This window comes from Bombilactobacillus bombi (genome assembly GCF_013607485.1).
Taxonomy (GTDB): Bacteria; Bacillota; Bacilli; order Lactobacillales; family Lactobacillaceae; genus Bombilactobacillus; species Bombilactobacillus bombi_A.
The window spans coordinates 1-24,886 of the sequence record NZ_SCHP01000020.1 but is presented as its reverse complement, the minus strand read 5'-3'; the positions used below and the strand labels follow the sequence as shown (position 1 = coordinate 24,886).

The following is a 24,886-nucleotide window of genomic DNA, read 5'->3' as shown; positions in this document are numbered from 1 at the left end:
ATTCAGAATAATGCTGGCCTTGAGCTTGAAAGCTTAACTGCCTCTGATTTGCACTTAAACGTTGAATTTTGATGCGTAAGTATTCACCAGGCAGTTGTACCTTAATGAATTGGGACCATTCAATTACTATTGCCCCATCACTATTAAAATACTCACTTAAGCCTAACTCATCTGGCAGTGCATTCTCCATACGATACATATCCATATGGTACAAAGGAATTCTGCCATTTTGATATTCTCGAATTAAAGTAAAGGTGGGGCTTTTAACAGGGCGCTTAATTCCCAGTCCCTGAGCGATACCCTTTGTAAAAGTAGTCTTGCCGGCGCCTAAGTCACCATCTAATAAAATAAGATCTTGTGGCTGCAACAGCCGGCCTAATTTTTGTCCCCAAGCTCGGGTTTGTAAATCGTCATTGGTTACGTATTTCATATTTTAATCCTGTAAAGCTTGAGCAGCCGTAATTAAGGCCAATTTATAAACATCTTCTTCATTGCAGCCTCGCGACAAATCAGAAACAGGTTTATTAAGCCCTTGTAAAATTGGTCCAATAGCTTCAAAGCCGCCAAAACGCTGAGCAATTTTATAACCAATATTTCCTGACTGTAATTCAGGAAAGACAAAGACAGTAGCTTTACCAGCAACTTTAGAATCAGGAGCCTTTTGCTGTGCTACAGTTGGAACAAAGGCTGCATCAAATTGTAATTCACCATCTAAGTCAACTTTTGGATCCATTTGATGAGCTAATTTTACAGCTTCTGCAACTTTGGTAACTTCATCGCTTTTAGCAGAACCCTTTGTTGAAAAGCTTAGCATTGCTACCCGTGGCTCGATATCAAACAATTGAGCAGTCTTAGCTGATGTAACAGCAATTTCAGCTAATTCTTGAGCGGCTGGATTGATATTAATCGCACAGTCAGCAAACAAATAACGTTGATCACCCTTTTGCATAATAAAGGCACCACTAGTTCTAGTTAGGCCAGGCTTTACTTTGATAATTTGTAAAGCTGGACGTACCGTATCACCAGTTGGATGAATTGCCCCAGAAACCATACCGTCAACTTGGCCTAAATAAACAAGCATCGTCCCAAAATAATTAAGGTCGCGCAGCATACTTTGAGCCTGTTCGGCAGTATTCTTGCCGTGGCGCCGTTCAACAAAAGCTTGAACCATTTGCTCAAATTCTGCGTAGTTATCAGGGTCAATAATATTAATTCCAGTGATATCAACTTGAGCTTGTTTTGCAGCTGCTTGTACCTTAGTAACGTCACCTAAGAAAACAGGGTCAATAATATTTTCTTGATGTAGACGTGCTGCAGCAGCTAAAATGCGTTGATCAGTTGCTTCAGGAAAAACAATTTTTAAATTTTTCCCATTAATTTTTTGTTTTAATGATTCAAATAATTCCATTATAGTAAATCCTCCTAATTTTGTATTTCTGGTTGCGATGGTAATTGCCAGTTTATGGGGGTCTCACCATAATTTTTCAAAGCTTGATTAGCTCGTGAAAAAGGGCGAGAGCCCAAAAAACCATAATTAGCTGACAATGGACTAGGATGAGAAGAGCTGATGATAGTATTATTTTGAGTATCAATCAAGGCCGATTTAGACTTAGCGGCGTTGCCCCACAGAATAAAAACAACATGCTTTTTTTGAGAAAGCTTACTAATAGCGTGATCAGTAAGCTTCTCCCATCCCTTACCGTGATGTGAAAAAGCCTGCCCCTTTCGCACTGTTAACACTGAGTTAAGCATTAAAACACCTTGATCAGCCCAGCTTTTTAGGTAACCATGATTTACCGGTGCATATCCTAAATCATTTTGTAATTCCTTATAAATATTTTGCAAAGAAGGCGGAACTTTGTTTCCCGGCAAGACCGAAAAACTTAATCCATGGGCTTGATTTGGTCCATGATATGGATCTTGTCCCAAAATAACCACCTTAGTTGAATGAAAAGGTGTCCATTCAAAGGCTTGAAAAATATGATACATATCTGGATAAATTGTCTGAGTTTGATATTCCTGCTTTAAAAATTGATGTAACTGGCGATAGTACTCTTTATCAAACTCCGGACCCAAAACATCTTGCCAGTCATTTTTTATTAACTGTTTCAACTCAATTGTCACCCTGCTTATGGTAAAATTTTAGTATAAATTTATAAGGAGATTCATTGTGATTAAATTAATTGCTTCAGACATGGACGGCACTTTGCTCAATAACCAATCAATCGTTGAACGTGACAATCTAGCAGCCATTCAAGCAGCCGCTCGTAATCAAATAAAATTTGTCGTCGCTACTGGCAGAGGACTTTCAGAGGCCGCCCCGCTAGTACAAGAATTGACTGTTCGTCCAGATTTTATCACCTTAAATGGCGCTCTTGTATACAATCAGCTTTTAGAACCGGTTGTTAAAATTCCGCTGGCAGCTACCAGTTTAGTTCAATGTCTTCACATTCTCCAGCAACATCACCTTTATTATGAAATCGTAACCACTGACGCTATCTATTCTACCAGTAGATTCCAACGAATTCAAAACACAGCGCATTTTTTAAAAAAATTAAATCCTACTTTATTGTATAAAATGGCAGTGGCACGTGCAACAGCACGCCAAGAATTAATGAATATTACCTATATTGATACTTTAGATCCTATCTTAAATAATCCTCAAACACAAGTCATGAAAATACTTGCCTTTCAAGGCAAAAATGCCAATGAATTTCAACTTGCTCGCCAAAAGTTAAATCAATTATCTGAAATTATCATAACATCTTCTTCACCTAATAATATTGAGATTAATAGTATCGAAGCTCAAAAAGGAATCGCTTTAACCAAATTTGCAGCTCAAGAACACCTGACTATGGATCAGGTTATGGCCATAGGAGACAATCTCAATGATGAATCGATGATTCGAGCAGCAGGAATAGGAGTAGCTATGGGCAATGCCATTGAACCAATTAAAAAGATTGCACAATTGCAAACTGCCGATAATAATCATGCCGGTGTTGCTCAGGCAATTTGGCATGCTATTCGCTTAAACCAAAGCGAGAAAAAGAAGGAAAAATAATGATCTTTTATATGCAATTTAATGCAGCTAATATTCCTGGTATCATCCAAGTAAGTGATGTTCAACAACAACCTCATTATTATTTAATCAGAATTCCACCAAATTGGCGAACAAGTTATAACTTGTTAGGCACTAGCCAAGATGTGATTGGCAGTATTGAACAAATTTCAACTAATCGCTGGCCCAATTACGAGATAAAAATTGGCGAACAACTAATTACTAAGATTATTCACCTCAGTAATACAAAAAGACAACTCATGTTAGCTCCCAAGCTACACTGGATTATTACTGGTAACTTAATTGAAAATAACTATATTGTTCATGATTACCATCATCAAGTCATAATGACAGTTGATAATATTTATTTTAAAAATGGGCATGAAGGCTATTTGTTAAACCTTAACCAAAGTGCTGAACCGAAAGTAGGTATTTTATTGGCAGCTGTCTTAAATCAGACTAGCCGAAACACAAAAAATAAACGCTCCTTAGAACGTTTACGAGGTCATCAATTGCGCGTCAGTATTAAACGTAATATTGATATGCACCATAAATAATTACTGTACTAATTTTTGCATATGGTGATAATGATGGTGACCAATAGTAAGTTGCCCGACTGCATTAAAACCTAAACTATGGTAAAGTTTTAAAGCTCGAGGATTATCAACATCCACGTTTAAACTAATTAAAGAAGCTGGAAAAAACCGGGGAATAGCTTTAATAAGTCGCGTACCAATCTGCTTCCCTTGAAAATCAGGATTAACAGCTAATGAATCCAGATACCATTCATTAGGGTAAGTTTCTTGATTAAAAAAGAGCTCAAAATCTGAGCCAAAGCCATATTGGGACGCCTGTTGATAATAATAATTACTATTGGCCTGTTCTTCTGCAGCAAAATATCCCACCAAAACACCTACTACTTGCTGATGATATTCATAAACAATTGCATTGTGAAAATTATAGCGTGAATAAGGACTATCGAAAGCATCTTCTAACAAACAGCGAATTTGTTGAGGGTGCTTTTTCATTATCGCAATTTCCATATCATTAAAAATTTGTTGAAGTAAATCAAATACTACAGGTGCATCTTTACTCTGAGCTTGTCGAATCATATTCCTCCTGAAATTAAGGTAAATAAAAAAGCCGTTTCCGACTTTAATGTTATCGTTTGTTGGTAATTTATTTATCATCAGGCCTTCCTGATGACAATTAAATAATACCAACTTTGACAATAAAAATAAAGCTACAAATTATCTAAAATGTAACATTATGAGACATTTTTATATCAATGTTCCATTATTAGTGTATCTTCTAACAATGATAAACCACAGTTCATGCTTTCAATAACATCAACAGCAGCTAACTTTAATTGAGAATCAAACCATTTTTTTAGTTGATACAAAATCCCTCCAACAACAAATTTGATTTCCACAGAATGTTTTTTCAATAGCTGATAATTAAATTGTGACTGCAATGTTTGTGCTAGATAAAGTTCTAGTAATTTGGTTATTGTATCTTGTGAAATTATTTCTTGATTTTGCAAGATTAAAAGATGATAAAAATTCAAACAGCGAACTCGATGGTGCTCAATGAAATTAATACTAAACTCAACCATCTGCTGCCAATCAGCTAATTGCTGCTGTAAAAGATACTCCAAATCTTGCTGCAATAAAGCCAAACATAAATCAGGCATCCCCCCTGGAAAGTTTCGATATATAGTGCTCCTACTCACAGCACAATGATCAGTTAACTTTTTTAAGGTGAGATTATTTATGGAGGTCTGCGTTAGTAACTCGCGTAACTTTTGGAGTAAGTGTTCTGAGGTAACCACCGTGGACATTACTTAGCCTCACTTCTAAAGATTAGCGTAACACATTTTTTAAATTACGACGTATTTCGCGCTCTTGATCACGTCGTTTAAGTGTTTCGCGTTTGTCGTATAACTTCTTACCCTCAGCTATACCCAAGAGCACTTTAGCAAAACCATGTTTCAAATATACTTTTAAAGGAACCACTGTAATTCCTTTTTTTTGAATTTGACTGGCAATTTTTCGGATTTCTTTTTTGTGCAACAACAGTTTCCGATTACGCAAAGGGTCGTGATTAAACTGGTTTCCTTGATCGTATGGACTAATATGAACATTTGAAAGCAATAATTCACCATCATGAATTTGAGCAAAACCATCTTTAATATTAATTCGACCAGCACGAATAGACTTGATTTCGGTACCAGTTAAAGCCATTCCTGCTTCATAAGTTTCTAATATATTGTAATTATGGCGTGCTTTTTTATTGGTTGCTTTAACATTGGGACTTTTTTGGGGATGCTTTTTCAAATTTCATCACCTTCTTTAAATATGCTTAGGATTTACGTTCATATTTATTACTGCGTTTACCCGAATATTTCTGACGCCGATTAGAAAAACTATGCTGCTTAGCTTCTTGGCGCCGTTTCTTTTCCGCATCAGCTCGTTTTTGTTCTTCAGGAGTTAAAACCGGCTCAAAGTCAACTTGCCGCTGTTGGGCATCGGCACGAATTAAGCGAACTTTAATAGGTTCTCCCATTGTGTAAGTCTTATGCGTTGTTTTACCTACTAGAGCTAGTTCTTGTTCATGATATTCATAATAATCGTCCAACATATTAGATATATGAACTAAACCTTCTACCGTATTTTCTAAGGAAACAAACATTCCAAAACTAGTAACTGAATTAATTACGCCCTCATATTCTTGACCAACTTTATCTGCCATAAATTCGGCCTTTTTCAAGTCATCAACAGCACGTTCAACATCAATTGACTTGCGTTCACAAGCAGAAGTATGAACAGCTACTTCAGGTAATTGTTCACTCCATTTATCCTGAACCGGCTTAGCAGTACCTTCTGTAGCATAATTATGAATCATGCGATGAACCATTAAATCCGGATAACGCCGAATAGGCGAAGTAAAATGAGTATAATAAGTAGCTGCCAAACCGAAGTGTCCCAAAGGATCTGGAGAATATTTAGCCTGTTGCAGACTCCGCAATAACATAGTCGTGATCACTGCTTCTTGTGGCTGACCGGCTACCTTCTCTAAAACTGCCTGAAACATTTTAGGGGTAACATCATTAGAACTACCAGGAACAGAAAGCCCAAACGTGTTGGCAATTTCAAAAAAGTTCTTTACTTTATCAGGATCAGGCTGTTCATGGACACGATACAAAAAGGGAACATGCATTTTATTGTAATGTTCAGCAACAGTTTCATTAGCCGCTAGCATAAAGGACTCAATCATTTTTTCAGATGTGCCCCGTTCCCGCAGTCTAATATCCAAAGGCTTGCCTTGATCATCTACAATAATTTGCGCTTCCGTTTCCTCAAAATCAATAGCACCACGTTGGTGTCTCATCTTGAACAAGATATCATGAAGTTGTGCCATTTGCTTTAACATTGGTACTAAATCCTGATATTCTTGGCATAATTGTTCATCACCATCTAAAATCTTGTTAACATTGTTATATGTTAAACGTGCATGCGAACGAATAACGCTCGGATAGATTTCATGGTTAACTACTTTACCTTGGTGATTAATCTCCATATCGCAGGTTAAGGTACACCGATCTTCACCAGGATTCAACGAACAGATACCATTAGATAGCCTAAAAGGCAACATGGGAATAACACGATCAACTAAATACGTACTTGTTCCGCGCTCATAAGCTTCACGATCTAGCCAACTTCCCGGCTTAACATAATGCGTTACATCAGCAATGTGCACTCCTAAATGAAAATTACCATTTTCCAATTGCCAAACAGTGACCGCATCATCAAAGTCTTTAGAATCATCACCATCAATAGTTACAACTTGTTGGTGGGTATTATCGCGCCTTCCCTGCCAATCTGTTGGTTGGAGATGATCAGCAATCTGTTGTGCTTCTTCTAAAACTTCATTAGGAAATTCATCTTTAACATCATTTTGATAAACGATAGTCATTTCATCAACGCCAGGAGCATTTTTATTTCCCAAAGTTTTGAGGGCAATCCCTACCATACTCCGAGGAAATTGCTCATTAGGATAAGACTCAATTTCAACTTGAACCATATCGCCCATTTGTGGAGTTAAACCTGTTTTTTTCAGAAAAACCGGATTATTAGCTAGCTTTTTTTCATAGCTATGAACATAACCAATTAAGCCCGTTTTTTTAACTTGGGCATCGCTATAAGGCATAAATTCTCCTACGAGGCTTTTAACACCATGATCGAGAATTTTAGTAATTTTACCTTCAGCTCCATTGTCGCCCCAAGGATTAGCAGGTTTGATAATTTTTACTTCTACTTCATCATCATTAATTGCAAACAAGGTATTAGGACGAGCAATAAAAATATCAGGTTCTTCATCATCATAGCGCACAAAGCCAAAACCACGATCATTAGCCCGAAAACTTCCAGTTACTGTTTGATTAATTGGCGCTAATTTAAACTGATTATTGTTATTAACCGTAATTTTATTTTCGCCTTCTAAAATTGCCAAAGCTTTTAAAACCCGGTTATAAGCTGTTGTCCCATGCAAACGTAACAAATCAGTTATTTGCTGGGCGGTATACTTTCGTTCAGAAAAACTCCGAAAAATCTCCAAAACATCCGAAATTAGTTTATTTTTTTCAAATTCCATTCAGTTTGTTATACTCCTATTTTAGTTGTAATAAATTGTAGTAAATCTTTTTCTAGTTGTGGGCGAGCAGCATTAACTGTAATTACGTGACCAGCTTGAGGATACAAATGAAAATCGACAGTCGTTGTCAAGTGCTTTCGCAATTGCTCGGCGGCCTGGTAATCGACCATTTCATCTTGCGCACCATGACCTATAAAAATCGGCTGTTTTACCAGGTGCAAATTCTGACTAACTTCATTAGCAGCTTGAGCAATACTGTCTAAAGCTGGATTTAAACGCTCTTCCACCAAGCGCTTATGACTAGCATGTTGAGCCATACCTACTTTTTGGTGCTGATCAATTATGCGCACATAATCAAAAAAGCCAGCCCGCACATTAGTAAATTCGTGGGAAAATAGCGGAGAGCCTAAAACTCCTCCTCCCACAATTTGCGGATATAACTCTAAGGCTTTCATGGCAAAAATAGAACCTAATGAAAGACCAAAAATTGCCCAAACTTGTTTATTTTGCTGCTGTATAAACTCAATCGCTGCTTGCGTATCCTGCCACCAAGCAGAAACATTACCCTTAGTTAAGATGTCAGTTGGGTTATTGGTCCCATGGCCACGAAAAAGTGGTGCATAGACACTAAAGTTAGCTTTAGCCACCTGACGAATGGTAGGGCGAAAATCATTGGGCGAGCCAGTATAAGAATGCAAAAAAACAATAGTCTGTGGGCCTTGATCAATGAACAAAGTTTTCGGTGGCACTAAAACCATTTTTAAAACCTCCCGATACAAAAAAATCCTGCTGTCACAAACAGGAGGATTTAATTATTTACTTTGATGATAAAAACGCCAATGCTAACGCACAAATAAAGAAAATGATTGCTAAGACAGCCGTTACCTTTTCCATAAACGCTTCAAAGCCACGCTTCTTTTGAGTGCTGAATAAATCGCCTGCTCCTCCAGATAAAGCATTTAAAGCATCTTGTTGTTTTTGTGGTTGCATCATAACGGCAATAACAATCAAAATTGAATCAATAATTAAGATATTCATTATTAGATTATACACGTGTAAAAACCTCCGCTACTAGCACTCTAAATAGAATAGCATAAAATCACTCGCTTTACCAGTCAGACATTATAATAGTTGAATTAAATTTAAAACAATAATAATAACCGCATATCCTTATTTCATGCGAATTATACTTGCCCACAAGAATATTATTCTATAAGATTTTTCTAAAAATTAAATAAATTATTGCCGATACATCTTGGAAAGATAAACAAAAATTTGCCATTTATGATTAAGAATCAGTAAAATTAAAATAATTAGACCAGCAAAACTAATAATTAAAGCCAACCGGCTTATAAACGGATAATGGTAAGTTACAACTATATTATTCTCCCCTGCTTGAGTATAAATCAAGACCGTACCACGATAGGAAGATTTTGTTGGCACAGTCACATTATTGATTTGCACCTGTACTCCCTTATAAAATAGTATTGGTAAATCTATTACAGAAGTAGTTTTATTATAATATTTAACCATATAGCTATTGTCAGTCGTGGTAAAGGGTAATTTGGTTTTTTGTCCATCTACTACAAAATAATGATGTTTTAAATCCTTTTTAAAGAACAGACTTTTTTGCGGATAATAATCAGTTTGCGTAAATTTGGAAACTTTAGTTTGTACATTTTGAACAGTAATAATAGTTTTTGGATGTGGCTGTTGATTAAATTGTTGCACGCTAATAGCTGCTTGAATACTAAAACCAGCCAAAGTTAAAACCAGAACCAATAACTGCCATAATGGTGATACATTTTTAACAATCTGTGTCAAAATATGACTTAAATAAATGGCTAAGAAAAACGTCGCCAAATTTAAAAAACGCCACGGAAACTGCAGGTAATTCATAAAGGTATTTTGAAAATATTGCCAAGGAATAATTTTAGTGGATAAAATTAGCGCTATAATTGCCGCTATACCCACTAAACGGTAAACTGGCTTATCCCACCAAATAAAAATTGCAATCAACAAAACAGCTATTAAAGCTGCTATACCAATTGAATAACTCCGAACATCAGTTGTCCAAGTATTCTGCCAAAGGGTAAGAGGATCTTGAGCCATTTGTGCTAAATTCATAATTACCGGGCGATTAATAGGCTGAAAACGCATCTGTTCCAACATGGGGATAAATAACCCTATACAAGTAATTGTCACCACTAAAACAGCCTTTAATCCTGCTACCAATAACTCTCCCCAATAACGCCAATGATGAGCTACATGGACAAATAAAATCAGAAAAAGCAATACGAGCATCATTACTATGGAACAAAACCCAGTTAATGGATGCGTTAAAATAATCAGACTCATTGCTAAAGCCAAAAGCGGCCATGCAGCAAATTTACCTTGTAATAACCTGGCAAAAGCATAAAAGAGCATGGGAATAAATATATAACATGTATACTCCGCTACTCCTGATCGATATAATACGCTCGCCAATCGAAAAAAGGATAGCGTATAAATGACAGCAAATAAAAGTGCTTGCAAAGTGTTATGGACAAACTTATTCATAAAGTAATAAGAGCTCAATAAAGTTAAAAAAGTAATTAAAGTTAAAAAAACCAAAAAACCACTAAAGGGCGAGCCAACCAGTTTAAAAATAATAAATCCCGGCAACATCGTCAGCCATGGATAAAAAACATTCGTGAAATTACCAACCTGTCCCCAGTAATTAAAATTAGTTGGTGAAGTAATAATATTGTCCAAGCTGCTAATTCGATTCCAATGAAATAACATATCATAACTATCTAAAAGCCTAATAGTTCCATGGGAAGCAAATAAAAAAGTATAGTAAATACTAATTAGTAAAAAAAGCATAGAAATTATGAGATATTTAATAATTCGACTGCGCATAGTAGTATCTCTCCCATAAAAATAAAATAACACATAACATTCATATTTTAACAATTGTTGCCCGGAGGAAACAACTATCAGCAGCAAATAATCTTAACAATCATCAATTTTCAGGCAATAATTAAATTTCTGACAATTATTTAACGCACCTAGTTTAAAATATTGTACTAAAAAAATCCGTAAAGGAATTTACCTCTACGGATTAAGCACTAATTATTTTATTAAAATTTATTTTTTAATATTGTAAAAACTCTTAGAACCCTTGTATTCAGCAGCGGAACCCAATTGTTCTTCAATACGCATTAATTGATTGTATTTAGCAATCCGATCTGTCCGGCTCATAGAACCAGTCTTGATTTGACCAGCATTTGTAGCAACAACTAAGTCGGCAATAGTAGTATCTTCAGTTTCACCAGAACGGTGAGAAACAATAGCAGTGTAACCAGCTTCTTTAGCCATTTCAATAGCTTCAAAAGTTTCTGTTAAAGTACCAATTTGGTTAACTTTAATCAAGATTGAGTTTGCAACACCCATATCGATACCCTTCTTCAGGTAATCAGTATTAGTTACAAATAAGTCATCGCCAACGATTTGAACTTTCTTACCCAATCTGTTAGTCAACATCTGCCAATCTTCCCAGTTGTTTTCATCCAAAGGATCTTCGATAGAAACGATTGGGTACTTGTCAACTAAACCATCTAGTAAGTCAACAATTTCTTCAGCAGTATAAGACTTGCCGTCGCCCTTCATATCATACTTACCAGTTTCAGCATTGTAATATTCAGAAGAAGCACAGTCAAAAGCAATGGCAATATCAGTACCTGGCTTGTAACCAGCACGTTCAATAGCTTCAACCAAAACTTGGAAAGGCTCTTCGTTATTTTGCATCTTGTTTGGTGCAAAACCACCTTCATCACCAACAGCAGTGGAATCGCCACGTTCTTTTAAGATTGCTTGTAAGTTATGGAAAGTTTCAGATCCCATCCGTACAGCTTCATGAATACTCTTAGCACCAACAGGCATAATCATGAATTCTTGGAAGTCAACATTATTGTTAGCATGTTTACCACCATTAATAACGTTCATCATTGGAGTTGGCATTACATAACTGTTAGGTCCACCAAGGTATTCATATAAAGGCATACCTAATTCATCAGCAGCAGCATGAGCAGCAGCTAAAGAGACACCTAAAATAGCATTAGCACCTAATTTACCCTTGTTAGGTGTGCCATCCAAAGCAATCATTGCCTTGTCGATTGCCCGTTGGTCAGTAACATCCATTCCGACAATCTTCTTAGCAATAACATCATTAACATTCTTCACAGCTTTTAAGACGCCTTTACCCATAAAGCGGGACTTGTCGCCATCACGTAATTCAACTGCTTCGTGTTCACCAGTAGAAGCACCAGAAGGAACACTAGCACGGCCAAAGCCACCTAATTCAGTATAAACTTCGACTTCAACCGTTGGGTTACCACGAGAATCTAAGATTTCGCGAGCAAAAATATCAGTAATTACAGACATTTATAATTCTCCTTTGTTTAAATACGTTCATTTTAATTTTATCATTTAATTGGTTACAAATAAATATTAATCTTGATAATTAACTAGCTGTAAAAATGAATCGGGCTGCAAGCTGGCTCCGCCAACTAGACCACCGTCAATATCTGGTTTACTCATTAATTCTTTGACATTTGCTGGTTTAACAGAGCCACCATATTGAATCCGTACCTTGTCAGAAGTTTCCTCATCGTACAAACTCTTAACAGTCTCGCGAATAACATGGCAAATTTCTTGAGCTTGATCAGAAGTAGCAGTCTTACCAGTTCCAATTGCCCAGATTGGCTCATAAGCAATTACTAAACTTGCAACTTGGGCAGCTGATAAATCTTTTAAAGCTGCCGTAACTTGTCTTTGCACCCACTCTTCAGCTTGGCCAGCTTCACGTGTTTCTAATGATTCCCCACAGCAAATAATGGGAGTCATTTGATTAGCAAAAACAGCATGAGCTTTTTTATTAATATCCTCATCAGTTTCATGGAAGTAGTCACGACGCTCAGAATGGCCGATTACAACATAATTAATGCCCATTTGGCTTAAAACTAGGGGACTAGTTTCGCCAGTAAAAGCACCAGCATTTTCAAAATAACAATTTTCTGCAGCTGTGTGCAAGTTACTACCCTTAGCAGCTGCCAATAATGCTGGCAAGTCTACTGCTGGAGCAGCAATTACTGCTTCAACTTTACTAGAATCAGGAAGCTGATTTTTGACAGCTTCTACAAAATTAGTAGTATCTTCGGGATTATTGTTCATTTTCCAATTTCCCGCAATAATTGGTGTCCGCATTGTGAATCTCCTTTTTTACTATTTATCAGAAATGGAAGCAATCCCAGGTAATTCTTTACCTTCCAAGTATTCCAAGGAAGCACCACCACCAGTGGAAATATGAGTTAATTGGTCAGCAATACCTAATTGTTGCACAGCAGCAGTTGAGTCACCACCACCAACAATTGTCGTAGCACCATCTAATTCACCTAAGGCTTTACCAACTTGTAATGTACCATTAGCAAAATTACTCATTTCAAAAGCACCCATCGGACCATTCCAAACAACTGTCTTAGCGCCCTTTAATGTCTCTTCGAATAACTTAATAGTCTTAGGACCAATATCCAAAGCCATCATATTATCAGGAATATCAACTCCATCAGTAACTTCATGATTAGCATCATTAGAGAACTCACTAGCAACTACATGATCAACGGGCAAAACAATTTTGTCGCCAGCTTTTTCAAGCAATTCTTTAGCCATTGGTACACGGTCTTCTTCAAATAAAGATGTTCCAATTTTATGACCTTGAGCTGCCAAGAAAGTATAAGCCATTCCACCACCAATTAAAATATGATCAGATTTTGGAATTAAATTGTCAATTACAGCAATTTTATCGGACACCTTTGCTCCACCTAAAATAGTAACAAATGGGTGAACAGGATTTTCCACAGCATTACCTAAAAATTTAATTTCTTTTTCCATTAAGAAACCAGCAGCTACAGGCTTACCAGCAGCCTTCATGGCACTAGCAATACCAACATTAGAAGCATGAGAACGGTGGGCTGTACCAAAGGCATCATTAACAAAAACATCTCCCAATGAAGCCCAGTATTCACCTAATTTAGGATCATTCTTGCTTTCGCGCTTACCAAAGTCATTGTCAATATCTTGGAAACGAGTATTTTCCATCAAGATGACGTCGCCATCATTCATTGCTGCAATTGCTGATTCTAATTCAGAACCTTCATTAACAGAAACAAATTTAACATCTTGATTTAATAATTCAGACAAACGTTCTGCTACTGGTTTTAAGGTTAATTCTTTTTTATCAGCATCGCTCTTAACCCGACCCAAATGTGAAAGAAGAATTAACTTACCATGATGTTCAATGATGTATTTAATTGTTGGCAAAGCTGCCACAATCCGATTGTCATTAGTAATTTCATTATTTTTTACAGGAACGTTGAAATCAGCACGCATTAACACTTTTTTATCTTGAACATCAACGTCTGAAACGATTAATTTAGCCATTTAATAACTGCCTCCACTTTTTCAATCAAAAAAGGCCGAAGGAGAATGCCTCCCTCCGCCTTCTTCTAGTAATTCATATCCAGTTTTAGTTATGGATTACAATAAGCTTGCAAATTTTTGCAAAGTACGGATCATTTGTGCTGTAAAGCCAGATTCGTTATCGTACCATGCAACGGTCTTAACGATTTGTGCATCGCCAGCTGTAACAACTTGTGTTTGAGTTGGGTCAAATACAGAACCAAATTCTGTACCAATAATATCAGAAGATACAATTTCGTCATCGTTGTAACCAAATGATTCATTGCCATCTGTAACTTTCTTAACTGCAGCATTAACTTCTTCAGCTGTAACTTTCTTTTCTAAGATAGCATCCATTTCTGTCAAAGAACCAGTAATAACTGGAACACGTTGTGCATGTCCATCTAACTTGCCTTGCAATTCAGGAATTACCATACCGATAGCTTTAGCAGCACCAGTTGAATGAGGAATTGTATTTTGAGCAGCAGCACGTGCAGCACGCTTGTTACCTTTACGATCTGGACCATCTTGTAATTTTTGAGTAGCTGTGTAAGCATGAATTGTTGTCATTGTACCAACTTTGATACCGAAAGCATCATTCATAGCTTTAGCTAAAGGTGCCAAGCAGTTAGTTGTACATGAAGCAGCAGAAATAATCTTGTCATCTTTGGTAATGACATCATCATTTACACCATAAACAACGGTCTTAACTTTACCAGCTGGAGCAGAAATAAGAACCTTCTTAGCACCGGCATCAATATGAGCTTGTGCTTTTTCTTCTGATGTGTAAAAACCAGTACTTTCAAGTACTAATTCAACACCATCATTTTTTACCCAAGGAATGTTACGGGCATCGGACTCTGCATAGACAGGGATTTTCTTGCCATCAATAACGATTGCATTATCTGTTGCGGAAACTTCATGTTTGAAAATGCCATGTGCAGTATCATATTTAAGCAAATGTGCCAACATATCTGGGGAAGTTAAGTCGTTAATTGCAACAACTTCCAAATCATCATTTGCAACTTCATAAATACGACGCAAAGCCAAACGACCAATACGTCCGAAACCATTAATACCTACTTTTGTAGCCATGTTAAGATTTCCTCCTTCAGGAAAATAAGTTTTATTTTAAAGGTTTTTATCCCTTAAAATCATTTCTGAGGCTGCCTCATCGGTAATCAATACCGTTTGTTGAGGAGCAACTTTCATATATGCTGCAATCGCCGCTGCCTTCTTCGGCCCACCAGCAATCGCAATCACATGTGAAATATCATTAAGATCCGAGATTTGTAAACCAATCTTCGGTACCTTGTATACTACTTGTCCTTGAGCGTCTAAAAAATCACCAAAAGCCTCGGCCACTGCTTGTCGCTGAGCTAATAAGTTGATTTCAGCAGTAGTCATATTCCGCCGATTAGCCATCGTTTTGGCCCGGCCAATACTATGAATCACGACATCAGCATGATTAATCAAATCCAAAACTGACTTCACCACTGGCTCTTGTAATAAAGGAGCAACACTTTTAGCAGATAATTCTTCAGGAACATATAAGTTACGATAGCGCCCCCCACTACGTGTGGCCATTTCCGCACAAACGGTATTAGCTTGAATGGCCATTGTTTCACCTAAGCCACCACGTGCGGGCACAAATAATAAATTACGTTCTGCTGAAAGATCAGGTGATAATGATTCACTAACCGCCGCCATTGTAGTTCCGCCCATCACGGCAATAATTGAGCGTCCGCCCGGAAGTAAGGAAGCCAACAAATTATTCAATTGGTGCCCCATTAAATCCAAAACGCCATGATACTGCTCACTATTGCCCGGCAAAATTACCACGCGACTAATTCCAAATAAGGACGCTAACTGCTCACTAATTGCGCTAGTATCACGTAAGCGGTTCATCAATTCACTTAACTGCTGAACTAACTTTGAACCCTTAGCTGTCAAGGACATACCTGACTTGGATGAATCTAATAAGCCACTATTACGAAACAGATCAGTCTCACGTCGTAATGCTCTCTCTGATGTGCCCAAGTCGGCTGCTAAAATACGCCGCCCAACAGGTTGCATCCAGCTAATACGCTGCAATATACGATAACGCCACTGAACCGTCTGTAAAAAGTCGGGCGCAATGGATTCAATTAACTTTAAATCTGTATCCATTTCTACACGTCCTTCTTGTGGGACACAAAATGTCCCCGTGTGACATAATTAGGCCCATCACTTCCAAAATAAAGGTGAGTTGCGATTTCCTTAACTCACAAGTAGATTATAACAAGTGCTTTTCTAATTTGCAACTAAGTAGACTAAAATAATTGTCCAGCAGATAAACTTTAATAAATAATGATCCAAAGTTGCTTTTTAAACTTGCAAATTATTCCAATAACTAAGTATGAACTAGCGACTAAAAATTGAATAAGATTTAAAGATAATAAAAAAATCGCTGATAACAGCGATTTAAAAAAGTTAATATTATGCGCCACCTGGGAGTCGAACCCAGATCCCAAGAACCGGAATCTTGTGTGCTATCCATTACACTAGCGGCGCAACACAAGTTATATTTTAACCTGTATCGCCAATTTTGGCAAGTACCTTTTTTAAATTTATATATTAGAATAATTTATAGATTGCAAGTTTGATGTCCAGGCTAGCTCAATCCTCGCTCAAAAATTGTACAAATCAATAATTGTCAGTGACTGCTCTTAATTTCAAAAACTGTTATTTGGTAACTTTTCTTTTTAAGCGCAAGCGCCACTTGATACTTCGATAACACAACAATACTAAGAAAATCAGGATAAATAACAGCACATAAATCCCCAAAATAACTATTAAAACAGCAAAAAGTGAATCATGATGATATGCCTGCAACAATAAATGATAAATTTTAGTTCCTCGAAAAACAAGCCGTCCAATAAGCCACACAGAAGTAAAAATTAGCGCATCACGTAAAGAAGCTTTAAAGATTGTTTTCATAGCACACCTTTTCTGTCACTATTGTTGACAATTAATTATTTTGGGGATTTTTCTTGTTCATATGCTGCTAAAGTACAAACTGATAAACCAATTGCCATAATAAAACCTATCAGTAAGGAAAAAACGATCACTTTCAAAGACCACGAGTTATGAGCAAAAAATGCCAAGCCCGTCATAGTTCCACCAATAAAATAAATTAACCAAGCCCATCTAACTTTAATTTTGAAAAAAAGCACGATTGTAGCTAATACCCCAGCTACCAGCAAAAACAATGGTCCCGTCCAATCGACATTTTGCTGAAAAATCAAATTAAAAACTACATAAAAAATTGTTAACCCGATTAAAGTAAGCACTAGTCGAAGATAACTAGGCTGCACCTTATACCATCTGATGATATTTTTCATGGCTATCACCTACTTTGATTTAATTTGAATCTACTTAAATTATACTGGGAAAAGGAAAGAAAACAAAGAAATTTTTAATCTAGATACTAGATAATAGAATATTTCCCGTTATCTTTTTACCATTTATTACTATTTGAAAGTTCTATAATAAAGTTATTAGGGGGTTATTTTATGCAACAAGAATCACTTTTTAAACAGTCAAATCAGGAACCCTTAGCTAATCGAATCCGGCCGCAAAATTTAGCAGAATTTGTTGGACAAAAACAACTTTTAGGTCCCGGTAAGATTTTGCGTGAAATTATTGAGAAAGATCAAGTATCTTCCATGATATTTTGGGGACCACCAGGTGTAGGTAAGACTACTTTAGCCCGAATTATTGCTCAAAAAACTCAAGCTAACTTTTTGAGTTTTAGTGCTGTGGACAGCAGCATTAGTAAAATCAAAAAAATCATGAAAACAGCCCAAATTCAACGTGGATTAGGCGAACGCACAATTGTGTTTGTTGATGAGATTCATCGCTTTAACAAAGCCCAGCAGGACGCTTTTTTACCCTACGTTGAGCGTGGCAGTATTATCTTGATTGGCGCCACCACAGAAAATCCCTCATTTGAAGTTAATTCTGCCCTCTTATCGCGTTGCCAGGTTTTTGTTTTAAAGACCTTAACAACTAATGATATTGTTGAATTGTTACAAAAAGTCTTAAGTAATCCTCGAGCTTTTCCCCAGCAAAAAATAAAAATTTCACCAGCTGCAATTACCGCAATTGCTAATTTTGCTAGTGGCGATGCGCGGGTGGCTTTGAACACTTTAGAAATGGCAGTTGTAAATGGTGAACGTCAAGACAAAGTGATCACTACCACTTCTAGCATTCTTCAACAGCTCATCACTAAAAAATTTATGAACTATGATAAAAATGGTGATGAACATTATAATTTAATTTCAGCTTTGCACAAATCCATGCGCAATAGTGATGTGGATGCCGCAATTTATTGGTTGGCGCGGATGTTAGAAGGTGGTGAAGATCCTCTTTATATTGCTCGTCGTTTAGTCCGCTTTGCCAGTGAAGATGTCGGCTTAGCAGATACGAATGCCTTAAATGTAGCAATTAATGTCTTTCAAGCCTGTCAATTTTTAGGAATGCCAGAATGTGATGTCCATCTCGTTGAAGCAGTAACGTACCTAGCTCTCGCACCTAAATCTAATGCCCTTTATCAAGCCCGATTGGCAGTGCAAAAAGATGTCAAAAAAACTTTGTCTGATCCAGTACCCTTACAAATTCGTAATGCTCCTACCCGTTTAATGAAGGACTTGGGTTATGGCAAAAGATTATCAATTAGCTCATAATACTAAAGACAAATTAACCACAATGCAGACAATGCCCGATGATTTAATGGGACACAGATATTACTATCCCACTGAACAAGGACATGAAAGCCGTTTTAAAGCCCGTCTAGAACAAATCTTCGCCTGGCACCAAAAGCATAAGTGAGTTGACGACCTTAAAATCACATTGAAAATTATTAGGAACAAATCCCAGCATTTTTTGACAAACCTCGATATACTTAATATGAAATCAATTAAAGAAAGAGGTTTTACAAATGACTAAAACGATTGGAATCTTTGTCGGCAGTTTACGAAAGGGTTCATATTCACGCATTATTGCCCAAGAAATGGCAAAATTATTCCCCGCAGGTTATGAAGCTAAGTTTATTGAAATTGGTAATCTTCCTTTATATAATCAAGATTTTGATGATTTAAACCAAGTCCCAGAAGCATATCCTACTTTTCGTGAGGAAGTTAAACAAATTGATGCAGCTCTTTTTGTAACACCAGAATACAATCGCAGTGTTCCAGCAGTATTAAAAAACGCATTAGACGTGGCTTCTCGGCCGTATGGAGCTAATGTTTGGGATGGTAAACCAGCAGCAGTTGTTTCTGTTTCTATTGGCGCTATTTCTGGATTTGGAGCTAATCATCATTTACGTCAGTCATTAGTCTTCTTGAATATGCCAACTTTGCAGCAGCCTGAAGCCTATATTGGTAACGTGCAAAAGTTCATTGATGAAGATAAGGGCGAAGTCAATAATCAAGGTACTAAAGACTTCTTAAAATCAATTGATGACGCATTCGTAAAGCTAATCGAACGTTATTAGTAATTAATTAAATCTATTTATTTAAAATAAGGAGCAACGACATTTGGTCATGCTCTTTTTTATTAAGGTCATAAGAATTACTTGAGATAAGAGTCTTTAAGAGTTGACTTTTCTCATAAATGTGATAAATTAGCAGAGTAACTAATAGAGTGCTAATTAATATAAGGAGGCTACATTATGTTAGTTCCAACAGTTATTGAACAAAGTCCTCGTGGCGAACGAGCTTATGATATTTATTCTCGTCTTTTAAAAGATCGTATTATTATGCTGTCAGGGGAAGTTAATGACCAAATGGCTAATACTGTCATTGCCCAGTTGCTGTTCCTAGATGCTCAAGATTCTAAAAAAGATATTTATATGTATATAAATTCCCCAGGAGGTTCGGTAACTGCCGGCCTAGCCATTATGGATACGATGAATTTTGTGAAAGCTGATGTTCAAACTATTGCCATGGGTATGGCAGCTTCAATGGCCAGTGTCTTATTGTCATCTGGTGCTAAGGGCAAAAGATTTGCTTTACCTAACTCCACCGTTTTAATTCACCAACCTTCTGGTGGGGCTCAAGGTCAGCAAACTGAAATTGAAATTGTTGCCGAAGAAATTCTTAAAACCCGGCAACGTTTAAATAAAATCTTGGCCGATAATTCCGGACAAGATATTGAAACCATTAAACGCGATACCGAACGGGACAACTATATGACCGCCCAAGAAGCTAAAGATTACGGCTTGATTGATGACATCATGGTTAATAAATCTGCTGAAAAATAATCTCTCTAATATAAAAAGAGAATCGCCAGAAATTGGCGATTCTCTTTTTATATTGCAACAATAGATTTTACAACACTATTTGTTCTGGAACTCCAACAACCTGTTCAGATCCAGTTTGTTGATCTATATATGATAATTCCACCTCAGAAAACTCTTCTTTATTCATTCTTTTTAATTGCTCCTTAACGCGACGACGCATTTCTATTGATAATTTTAAAATGGACTCTACATCATCCTTTTGAAAATGTCCATCAGGAAAAATTAATTTTATAAGGCCTGAAACCGTTTTTCTCACAGCAATATTATCACGCTGATTAAATTGGTTTCCCAATGTAAAATATTTATCAAAAGCATCCCCATAAGATTGTTTTCTCAATTCACGCATCACTTCAGCAAAATAATCGGTAATAAAACCATAATCTGTAGTGAAAAATGTTGACTTGTATTTAGGAATTTCCCATCCTGGTAAATAAGCATGAATTCGATCAAAAAAAGCAGAATCATTTGCCATGGCCTCAGGAAATGGTGCAAACAAGTGTGAAGTCATTAAAAGCGTTTCAACATTTTGATTAATATTGCCGACAAAAACCATGGAAGCACGCGCGGTAATTTCATCTTTACCACGGGCGAAAGAACCAGAAGCCATATAATCTTTCATAATTTGAACGCCATCTTTATCTTTAAAGTTAATCCCTGCTACCTCATCAAATGCAACCAAATCCCACATTCCTACTAGACCAACTTGACGCCGACCCATATTATAAAATAAATTTGCAACAGTTGTTTGACCGCCCGAAACCAAAATGGAATTAGGTGATAATTCCTTATATCCATGAGATTTTCCGGTTCCTCGTGGGCCTAATTCCACTAAATTATAATTATTTTCTATAAAGGGAACTAAACGCAGTAATAATAGTATTTGTTGTCGCAGTGTGAACTGAGTCTGTTCTAGCCCAATAGTCCTTAAAAGTAACCCAATCCACTCAGCAGTAGTAAAATATTTACGATTATCATAAATTTCATTGATGTCTAAATTAGATATTTGGATGGGATCTAATTTCTCCAAAATAAATGGACAGTCTTGACTGCTTTCATCAAAATGATAGCTCAACCGAACAATACACCAAATTCCTCCTGCCAAAAGGCGATCATATTCTTGAGGATATCTGGAATTCACAATTACTTCTTTAATACCTAAATTGCTAAAAGTAGCCTCATAACGGTCTTTATGAGTATTTAAATGAACTGTTACTTTGTCAATAACCGTGTAGACTCCTAATTCACGGATTTTAGCCTTTACCTTTTCAGATTCATCCGGCCGAACATAATTATTAGCCAGTGTAGCTCGGACCCGTTGTACTCCTTGATCTACAATTTGTTCATCAACACTATTAGCAAACATCCCTAATAAATATTCTAAAACATAAGTTGGCACATTAGCACCCTGCTTAATACGATTAGTTAAATCCTTTCGTACAAAGCGACCTGCAAAATGATTGGTTAATTTATTTAATAATTCTTGATCCACAATTAATACCCCATAATCTTAAAAATCAAAACCAAAATCGCCAGCAATAATTACATCTATTTGAAAGCTCTCAAAATACTTCGTTCCTGTTGTTAAATTTTCAATAACTAAATGATAATCCCGATCACGTTGATATTTTTGATTTTTTAAAGAAATTTTTTGCCGATAAATACGCGACTCCACATCTGCAGCTGCAGAATCAGCTTGAATACTTTCCTCACTGGATATAATTTGCTGTTTTTCATCAGTAAAATAAATTTTAAACTTGCAAGCTAAAACTGTATCACTAATTGGAGCAGTCTGAATAAAAGGTAAAGTTAAATCTAATTCTGTTAAACGATGGTTGACGTTTCCTAATTTTAGTTGTACATATTGAGCCTGCGAACGATTGGAAGACATCTTAATATCTAAAATTGGTACTAACATTTCTTGAATTGAGCTGCCACCATGAACATAATTCTTTGCCCCAACCACTTTAAAAACATTAGCTGACTTAGGATAATATACCCAGCGTTGATCTTCATTATTTAAAGTTGTTCCTAAAGGTAATTTTTGTACGCCCATTTCCTGGATACTTTCTTTGGCAATAGCATATCGTGCTTTCTTAACTATTGGCTGTTGTAAATCCAAATTTATTTTGTCAGATTCTGAAATTAAACGATCGCGATAAATAAACCCATGATCAGCTGTTACCAAAATATGACGTACGCTAATTGTCCGTAATGCTTGAACTAGATTCTTAATTTCCTTAATAGCTGTTGTTGCAGCATTAAAAACCTCATTTTCAGTTTTAGGATTGTCACCTACCGCATCAATTTCATTATGATAAATATAAATAACTTTTTTACCAACAAAATTAGCTTTTAATTCAGCACTTGTACAATTTAATAATTCATCCAATTCGAAAACCGCACTATTTGATTGATAGTTTTGTAATATTTGGGCGCGTTTAACTTTTGTATCAGCTAAATGGTCGTCCACTAAAAGCTGTAAATCGGCATTTAATTCTAACTTTTGATGAGGTAATAATGCAGGCATTCCTAAATATGTTACAGAAGGAAGACAACTAATCAGATAATCCATCTGTGTATGAATACGATCGTCTTGATCTAAAAGTTCTTGGAGTTCTTTTGCAATTTCAAATCGCATAGCATCCGATATTATCACTACAATTCGATCGCTTTGTAGACGCACATAATTATGATAAAAATTTACTTGCTGATGTTTAGACGGTAATTGACTATCTATAAAATTGCTATTCCAATTTTTAATTATTTGATTCAAATAGTCATTCAAATAATAATTAGTGACTTGATCTTTAATATTTTTATAGTTTGTAGGATCATTAATGTGCTGATAGTTAACAATAAATTGGCGATACCAACTATCCATCAAGTAATCCTGTGCCATATACTGCTGGATATTCTCCGCGATCGTAGATTGTGAAACAAATGATTGGCATAAAATTTTTAAAGCAAATTGTAACAATTGATATTGAGGATAAAATTGCTCATATCGAGTCATCTTCTGTCTAAATTCGCAAATACTTAAAAGATTTTGGTCACCAACCATGGCAGTAAAATCACTGCTCAAAATTCGATCTTTTAACCACTGAAGAATTAAAACATCTAATTCTTCATATAAATTAACTTTTAAGATATCCTCCATTGACACTTTTTGTAAAAATTTTCCCAAATTTAATTTTTGCCATACAAACTTGCTTAATTTATTAAAGATATGTCTAGATTCATTAGAATCAGCATATCCAGACATAAATGCTATCACATTAGTTAATCGATTAGTCTGATAACTAGATAATTCGTCAGGCAAATCCAATTCCATTTTGCTGTATGTATAATTAATATACAAAGTACATATCAATGTTGGTATGTCTTCATTTAAAGGTAAATAACCAAATTCCTGTTCAACTAACTTCCAAAAAGTGTCCAAGACATTATATTTAGCAAAATCTATTAAATAAGCATTATCTTCTAAACCACCTTCAAATAACCTTTTAAGAAAATTGCTCATTTGTACTTGATCTACTTTTAAAATTACAGCCATAATGCCTAATTCCGGAAAATTTAGTACCGTTTCATTTAGATGCTTTTTAAATTGTGCAACACGCCGTTTATTGGCAAAAAATTTAAAATGATCTTTCACAAATATCAATTGATTGGAAGGTAAACCCAATTCTTTTAACAATAGATGATGAATATCTGCTGTAAAGATATAAGAATATTCTTCTACATCGGTTAAAAAATTGTTTTCAATAGTTGGACGAGTAAAAGGAGCATAAATTAAATATTTATCCTTTAAGTGGCCTTCTAAAAATGTTTTGGTTTTAAATTGCTGATTAGGTTGCATGCTAATTATTTCAGCTTGTAAAGCACTACCAATTTCATCTATGCTATCAACTAATTCTGCATTATTGTCATACCAAAAGACTAGCCGTTGATTTTCAAAAATTTGATTTAATTTAGTTACAATAGTATTTACGTTTAACTCAACCATATTATTCTCCTACTTAATCTTAATTGTATTATACCTATTCTTACCTACTTGTGCCATTGGTCAGTCATAATCTCTCTATTAATTATTGTTCACACCCAGATATAATACCGGTGTCATCAAAAACTTAATTGACCAAATTCCGGAACGTTTTTTTGATGTGCAACAAGAAGGTCAAGTGGAAATTATTGGCTGGCTGTATCAATTTTATAACACGGAATTAAAAGATAACGCGTTTAAAAAGAAAAAATATCTTACTAGTGATATTCCAGCAGTTACACAATTATTTACCCCAGAATGGATTGTGCGTTATCTGGTACAAAATTCTCTAGTT

The 24,886-nt window shown here is 36.0% G+C and carries 22 protein-coding genes, 1 tRNA gene and 3 pseudogenes; 6 read left to right on the top strand and 20 right to left on the bottom strand.

The annotated features are described in order from the left end of the window. From tsaE to EQ827_RS05400, 3 genes are all read right to left on the bottom strand, one after another. Positions 1–430 (bottom strand): tRNA (adenosine(37)-N6)-threonylcarbamoyltransferase complex ATPase subunit type 1 TsaE (tsaE, locus tag EQ827_RS05410; protein ID WP_181189973.1); only part of this gene is annotated, 430 nt, incomplete at its 3' end. Positions 431–433: 3 nt separating this feature from the next. After that, complete coding sequence (gene pta, locus EQ827_RS05405; RefSeq protein WP_181189972.1) at positions 434–1,408, bottom strand: phosphate acetyltransferase; 975 nt, start codon at positions 1,406–1,408, stop codon at positions 434–436. 14 nt (positions 1,409–1,422) lie between these two features. Further along, positions 1,423–2,112 (bottom strand): uracil-DNA glycosylase, encoded by a 690-nt coding sequence (locus EQ827_RS05400; protein ID WP_181189971.1) that lies wholly within the window; start codon positions 2,110–2,112, stop codon positions 1,423–1,425. A 58-nt stretch (positions 2,113–2,170) separates the two neighbouring features. On the opposite strand from EQ827_RS05400, the gene EQ827_RS05395 reads away from it, so the two are divergent. Continuing rightward, positions 2,171–3,061, top strand: coding sequence for a Cof-type HAD-IIB family hydrolase (locus tag EQ827_RS05395; protein WP_181189970.1), 891 nt, complete (start codon positions 2,171–2,173; stop codon positions 3,059–3,061). Beyond that, positions 3,061–3,615, top strand: coding sequence for a hypothetical protein (locus EQ827_RS05390; RefSeq protein WP_181189969.1), 555 nt, complete (start codon positions 3,061–3,063; stop codon positions 3,613–3,615). The genes EQ827_RS05395 and EQ827_RS05390 overlap by 1 nt, the downstream gene beginning before the upstream one ends. Here EQ827_RS05390 and EQ827_RS05385 read toward each other — a convergent pair whose 3' ends face one another. The 15 genes from EQ827_RS05385 to EQ827_RS05315 all read right to left on the bottom strand — a co-directional run bounded on the left by EQ827_RS05385 (position 3,616) and on the right by EQ827_RS05315 (position 17,592). Beyond that, positions 3,616–4,170: a GNAT family N-acetyltransferase gene (locus EQ827_RS05385; protein WP_181189968.1), complete on the bottom strand. Its 555-nt coding sequence runs from the start codon at positions 4,168–4,170 to the stop codon at positions 3,616–3,618. Between the two features lie 173 nt (positions 4,171–4,343). Further along, positions 4,344–4,751: a hypothetical protein gene (locus EQ827_RS05380; RefSeq protein ID WP_258231798.1), complete on the bottom strand. Its 408-nt coding sequence runs from the start codon at positions 4,749–4,751 to the stop codon at positions 4,344–4,346. 169 nt (positions 4,752–4,920) lie between these two features. After that, positions 4,921–5,394 carry an SsrA-binding protein SmpB gene (gene smpB, locus EQ827_RS05375; RefSeq protein ID WP_181189966.1) on the bottom strand — a complete coding sequence of 158 codons (474 nt, stop codon included), beginning with the start codon at positions 5,392–5,394 and terminating at the stop codon, positions 4,921–4,923. 25 nt (positions 5,395–5,419) lie between these two features. Continuing rightward, positions 5,420–7,711: a ribonuclease R gene (gene rnr, locus EQ827_RS05370; RefSeq protein WP_181189965.1), complete on the bottom strand. Its 2,292-nt coding sequence runs from the start codon at positions 7,709–7,711 to the stop codon at positions 5,420–5,422. A gap of 8 nt (positions 7,712–7,719) precedes the next feature. Further along, positions 7,720–8,469: an alpha/beta hydrolase gene (locus EQ827_RS05365; RefSeq protein WP_181189964.1), complete on the bottom strand. Its 750-nt coding sequence runs from the start codon at positions 8,467–8,469 to the stop codon at positions 7,720–7,722. A gap of 58 nt (positions 8,470–8,527) precedes the next feature. Continuing rightward, positions 8,528–8,764, bottom strand: coding sequence for a preprotein translocase subunit SecG (gene secG / locus EQ827_RS05360; RefSeq protein WP_181189963.1), 237 nt, complete (start codon positions 8,762–8,764; stop codon positions 8,528–8,530). Positions 8,765–8,950: 186 nt separating this feature from the next. Then, the gene (locus EQ827_RS05355; protein WP_181189962.1) at positions 8,951–10,612 is read right to left on the bottom strand and encodes a hypothetical protein; all 1,662 of its coding nucleotides are present in this window, start codon (positions 10,610–10,612) and stop codon (positions 8,951–8,953) included. 228 nt (positions 10,613–10,840) lie between these two features. Further along, a complete protein-coding gene (gene eno / locus EQ827_RS05350) occupies positions 10,841–12,136 on the bottom strand; it encodes a phosphopyruvate hydratase (protein ID WP_181189961.1) in 1,296 nt (431 codons plus the stop codon). Positions 12,137–12,202: 66 nt separating this feature from the next. Then, complete coding sequence (gene tpiA / locus EQ827_RS05345; protein WP_181189960.1) at positions 12,203–12,958, bottom strand: triose-phosphate isomerase; 756 nt, start codon at positions 12,956–12,958, stop codon at positions 12,203–12,205. A gap of 18 nt (positions 12,959–12,976) precedes the next feature. Next, a complete protein-coding gene (locus EQ827_RS05340) occupies positions 12,977–14,191 on the bottom strand; it encodes a phosphoglycerate kinase (protein ID WP_181189959.1) in 1,215 nt (404 codons plus the stop codon). 96 nt (positions 14,192–14,287) lie between these two features. Continuing rightward, positions 14,288–15,304: a type I glyceraldehyde-3-phosphate dehydrogenase gene (gene gap / locus EQ827_RS05335; RefSeq protein WP_181189958.1), complete on the bottom strand. Its 1,017-nt coding sequence runs from the start codon at positions 15,302–15,304 to the stop codon at positions 14,288–14,290. Positions 15,305–15,340: 36 nt separating this feature from the next. Continuing rightward, entirely contained in the window at positions 15,341–16,378 is a 1,038-nt protein-coding gene (locus EQ827_RS05330) for a sugar-binding transcriptional regulator (RefSeq protein WP_181189957.1), read from the bottom strand. A gap of 312 nt (positions 16,379–16,690) precedes the next feature. After that, positions 16,691–16,762: transfer RNA gene (locus EQ827_RS05325), tRNA-Arg, on the bottom strand. A 171-nt stretch (positions 16,763–16,933) separates the two neighbouring features. Next, positions 16,934–17,188 carry a hypothetical protein gene (locus tag EQ827_RS05320; protein ID WP_181189956.1) on the bottom strand — a complete coding sequence of 85 codons (255 nt, stop codon included), beginning with the start codon at positions 17,186–17,188 and terminating at the stop codon, positions 16,934–16,936. A gap of 35 nt (positions 17,189–17,223) precedes the next feature. Beyond that, on the bottom strand, positions 17,224–17,592 hold the full coding sequence (locus EQ827_RS05315; protein WP_181189955.1) for a hypothetical protein: 369 nt from the start codon (positions 17,590–17,592) through the stop codon (positions 17,224–17,226). Between the two features lie 171 nt (positions 17,593–17,763). Here EQ827_RS05315 and EQ827_RS05310 point away from each other — a divergent pair. The 3 genes and pseudogenes from EQ827_RS05310 (at position 17,764) to clpP (ending at position 20,513) form a co-directional block, all read left to right on the top strand. Then, positions 17,764–19,081 (top strand): annotated as a pseudogene (locus EQ827_RS05310) (replication-associated recombination protein A). A 109-nt stretch (positions 19,082–19,190) separates the two neighbouring features. Then, on the top strand, positions 19,191–19,745 hold the full coding sequence (locus tag EQ827_RS05305; protein WP_181189954.1) for an NADPH-dependent FMN reductase: 555 nt from the start codon (positions 19,191–19,193) through the stop codon (positions 19,743–19,745). 177 nt (positions 19,746–19,922) lie between these two features. Then, positions 19,923–20,513 carry an ATP-dependent Clp endopeptidase proteolytic subunit ClpP gene (clpP, locus tag EQ827_RS05300; protein WP_181189953.1) on the top strand — a complete coding sequence of 197 codons (591 nt, stop codon included), beginning with the start codon at positions 19,923–19,925 and terminating at the stop codon, positions 20,511–20,513. A 79-nt stretch (positions 20,514–20,592) separates the two neighbouring features. Here clpP and brxL read toward each other — a convergent pair. Both brxL and pglZ read right to left on the bottom strand, forming a co-directional pair. Further along, positions 20,593–22,041, bottom strand: a pseudogene (gene brxL, locus EQ827_RS05295) (protease Lon-related BREX system protein BrxL); the annotation flags it as partial. An 18-nt stretch (positions 22,042–22,059) separates the two neighbouring features. Beyond that, the gene (gene pglZ / locus EQ827_RS05290; protein ID WP_181189951.1) at positions 22,060–24,555 is read right to left on the bottom strand and encodes a BREX-1 system phosphatase PglZ type A; all 2,496 of its coding nucleotides are present in this window, start codon (positions 24,553–24,555) and stop codon (positions 22,060–22,062) included. Positions 24,556–24,640: 85 nt separating this feature from the next. On the opposite strand from pglZ, the pseudogene EQ827_RS05285 reads away from it, so the two are divergent. Then, a pseudogene (locus EQ827_RS05285) lies at positions 24,641–24,886 on the top strand (BREX-1 system adenine-specific DNA-methyltransferase PglX); the annotation flags it as partial.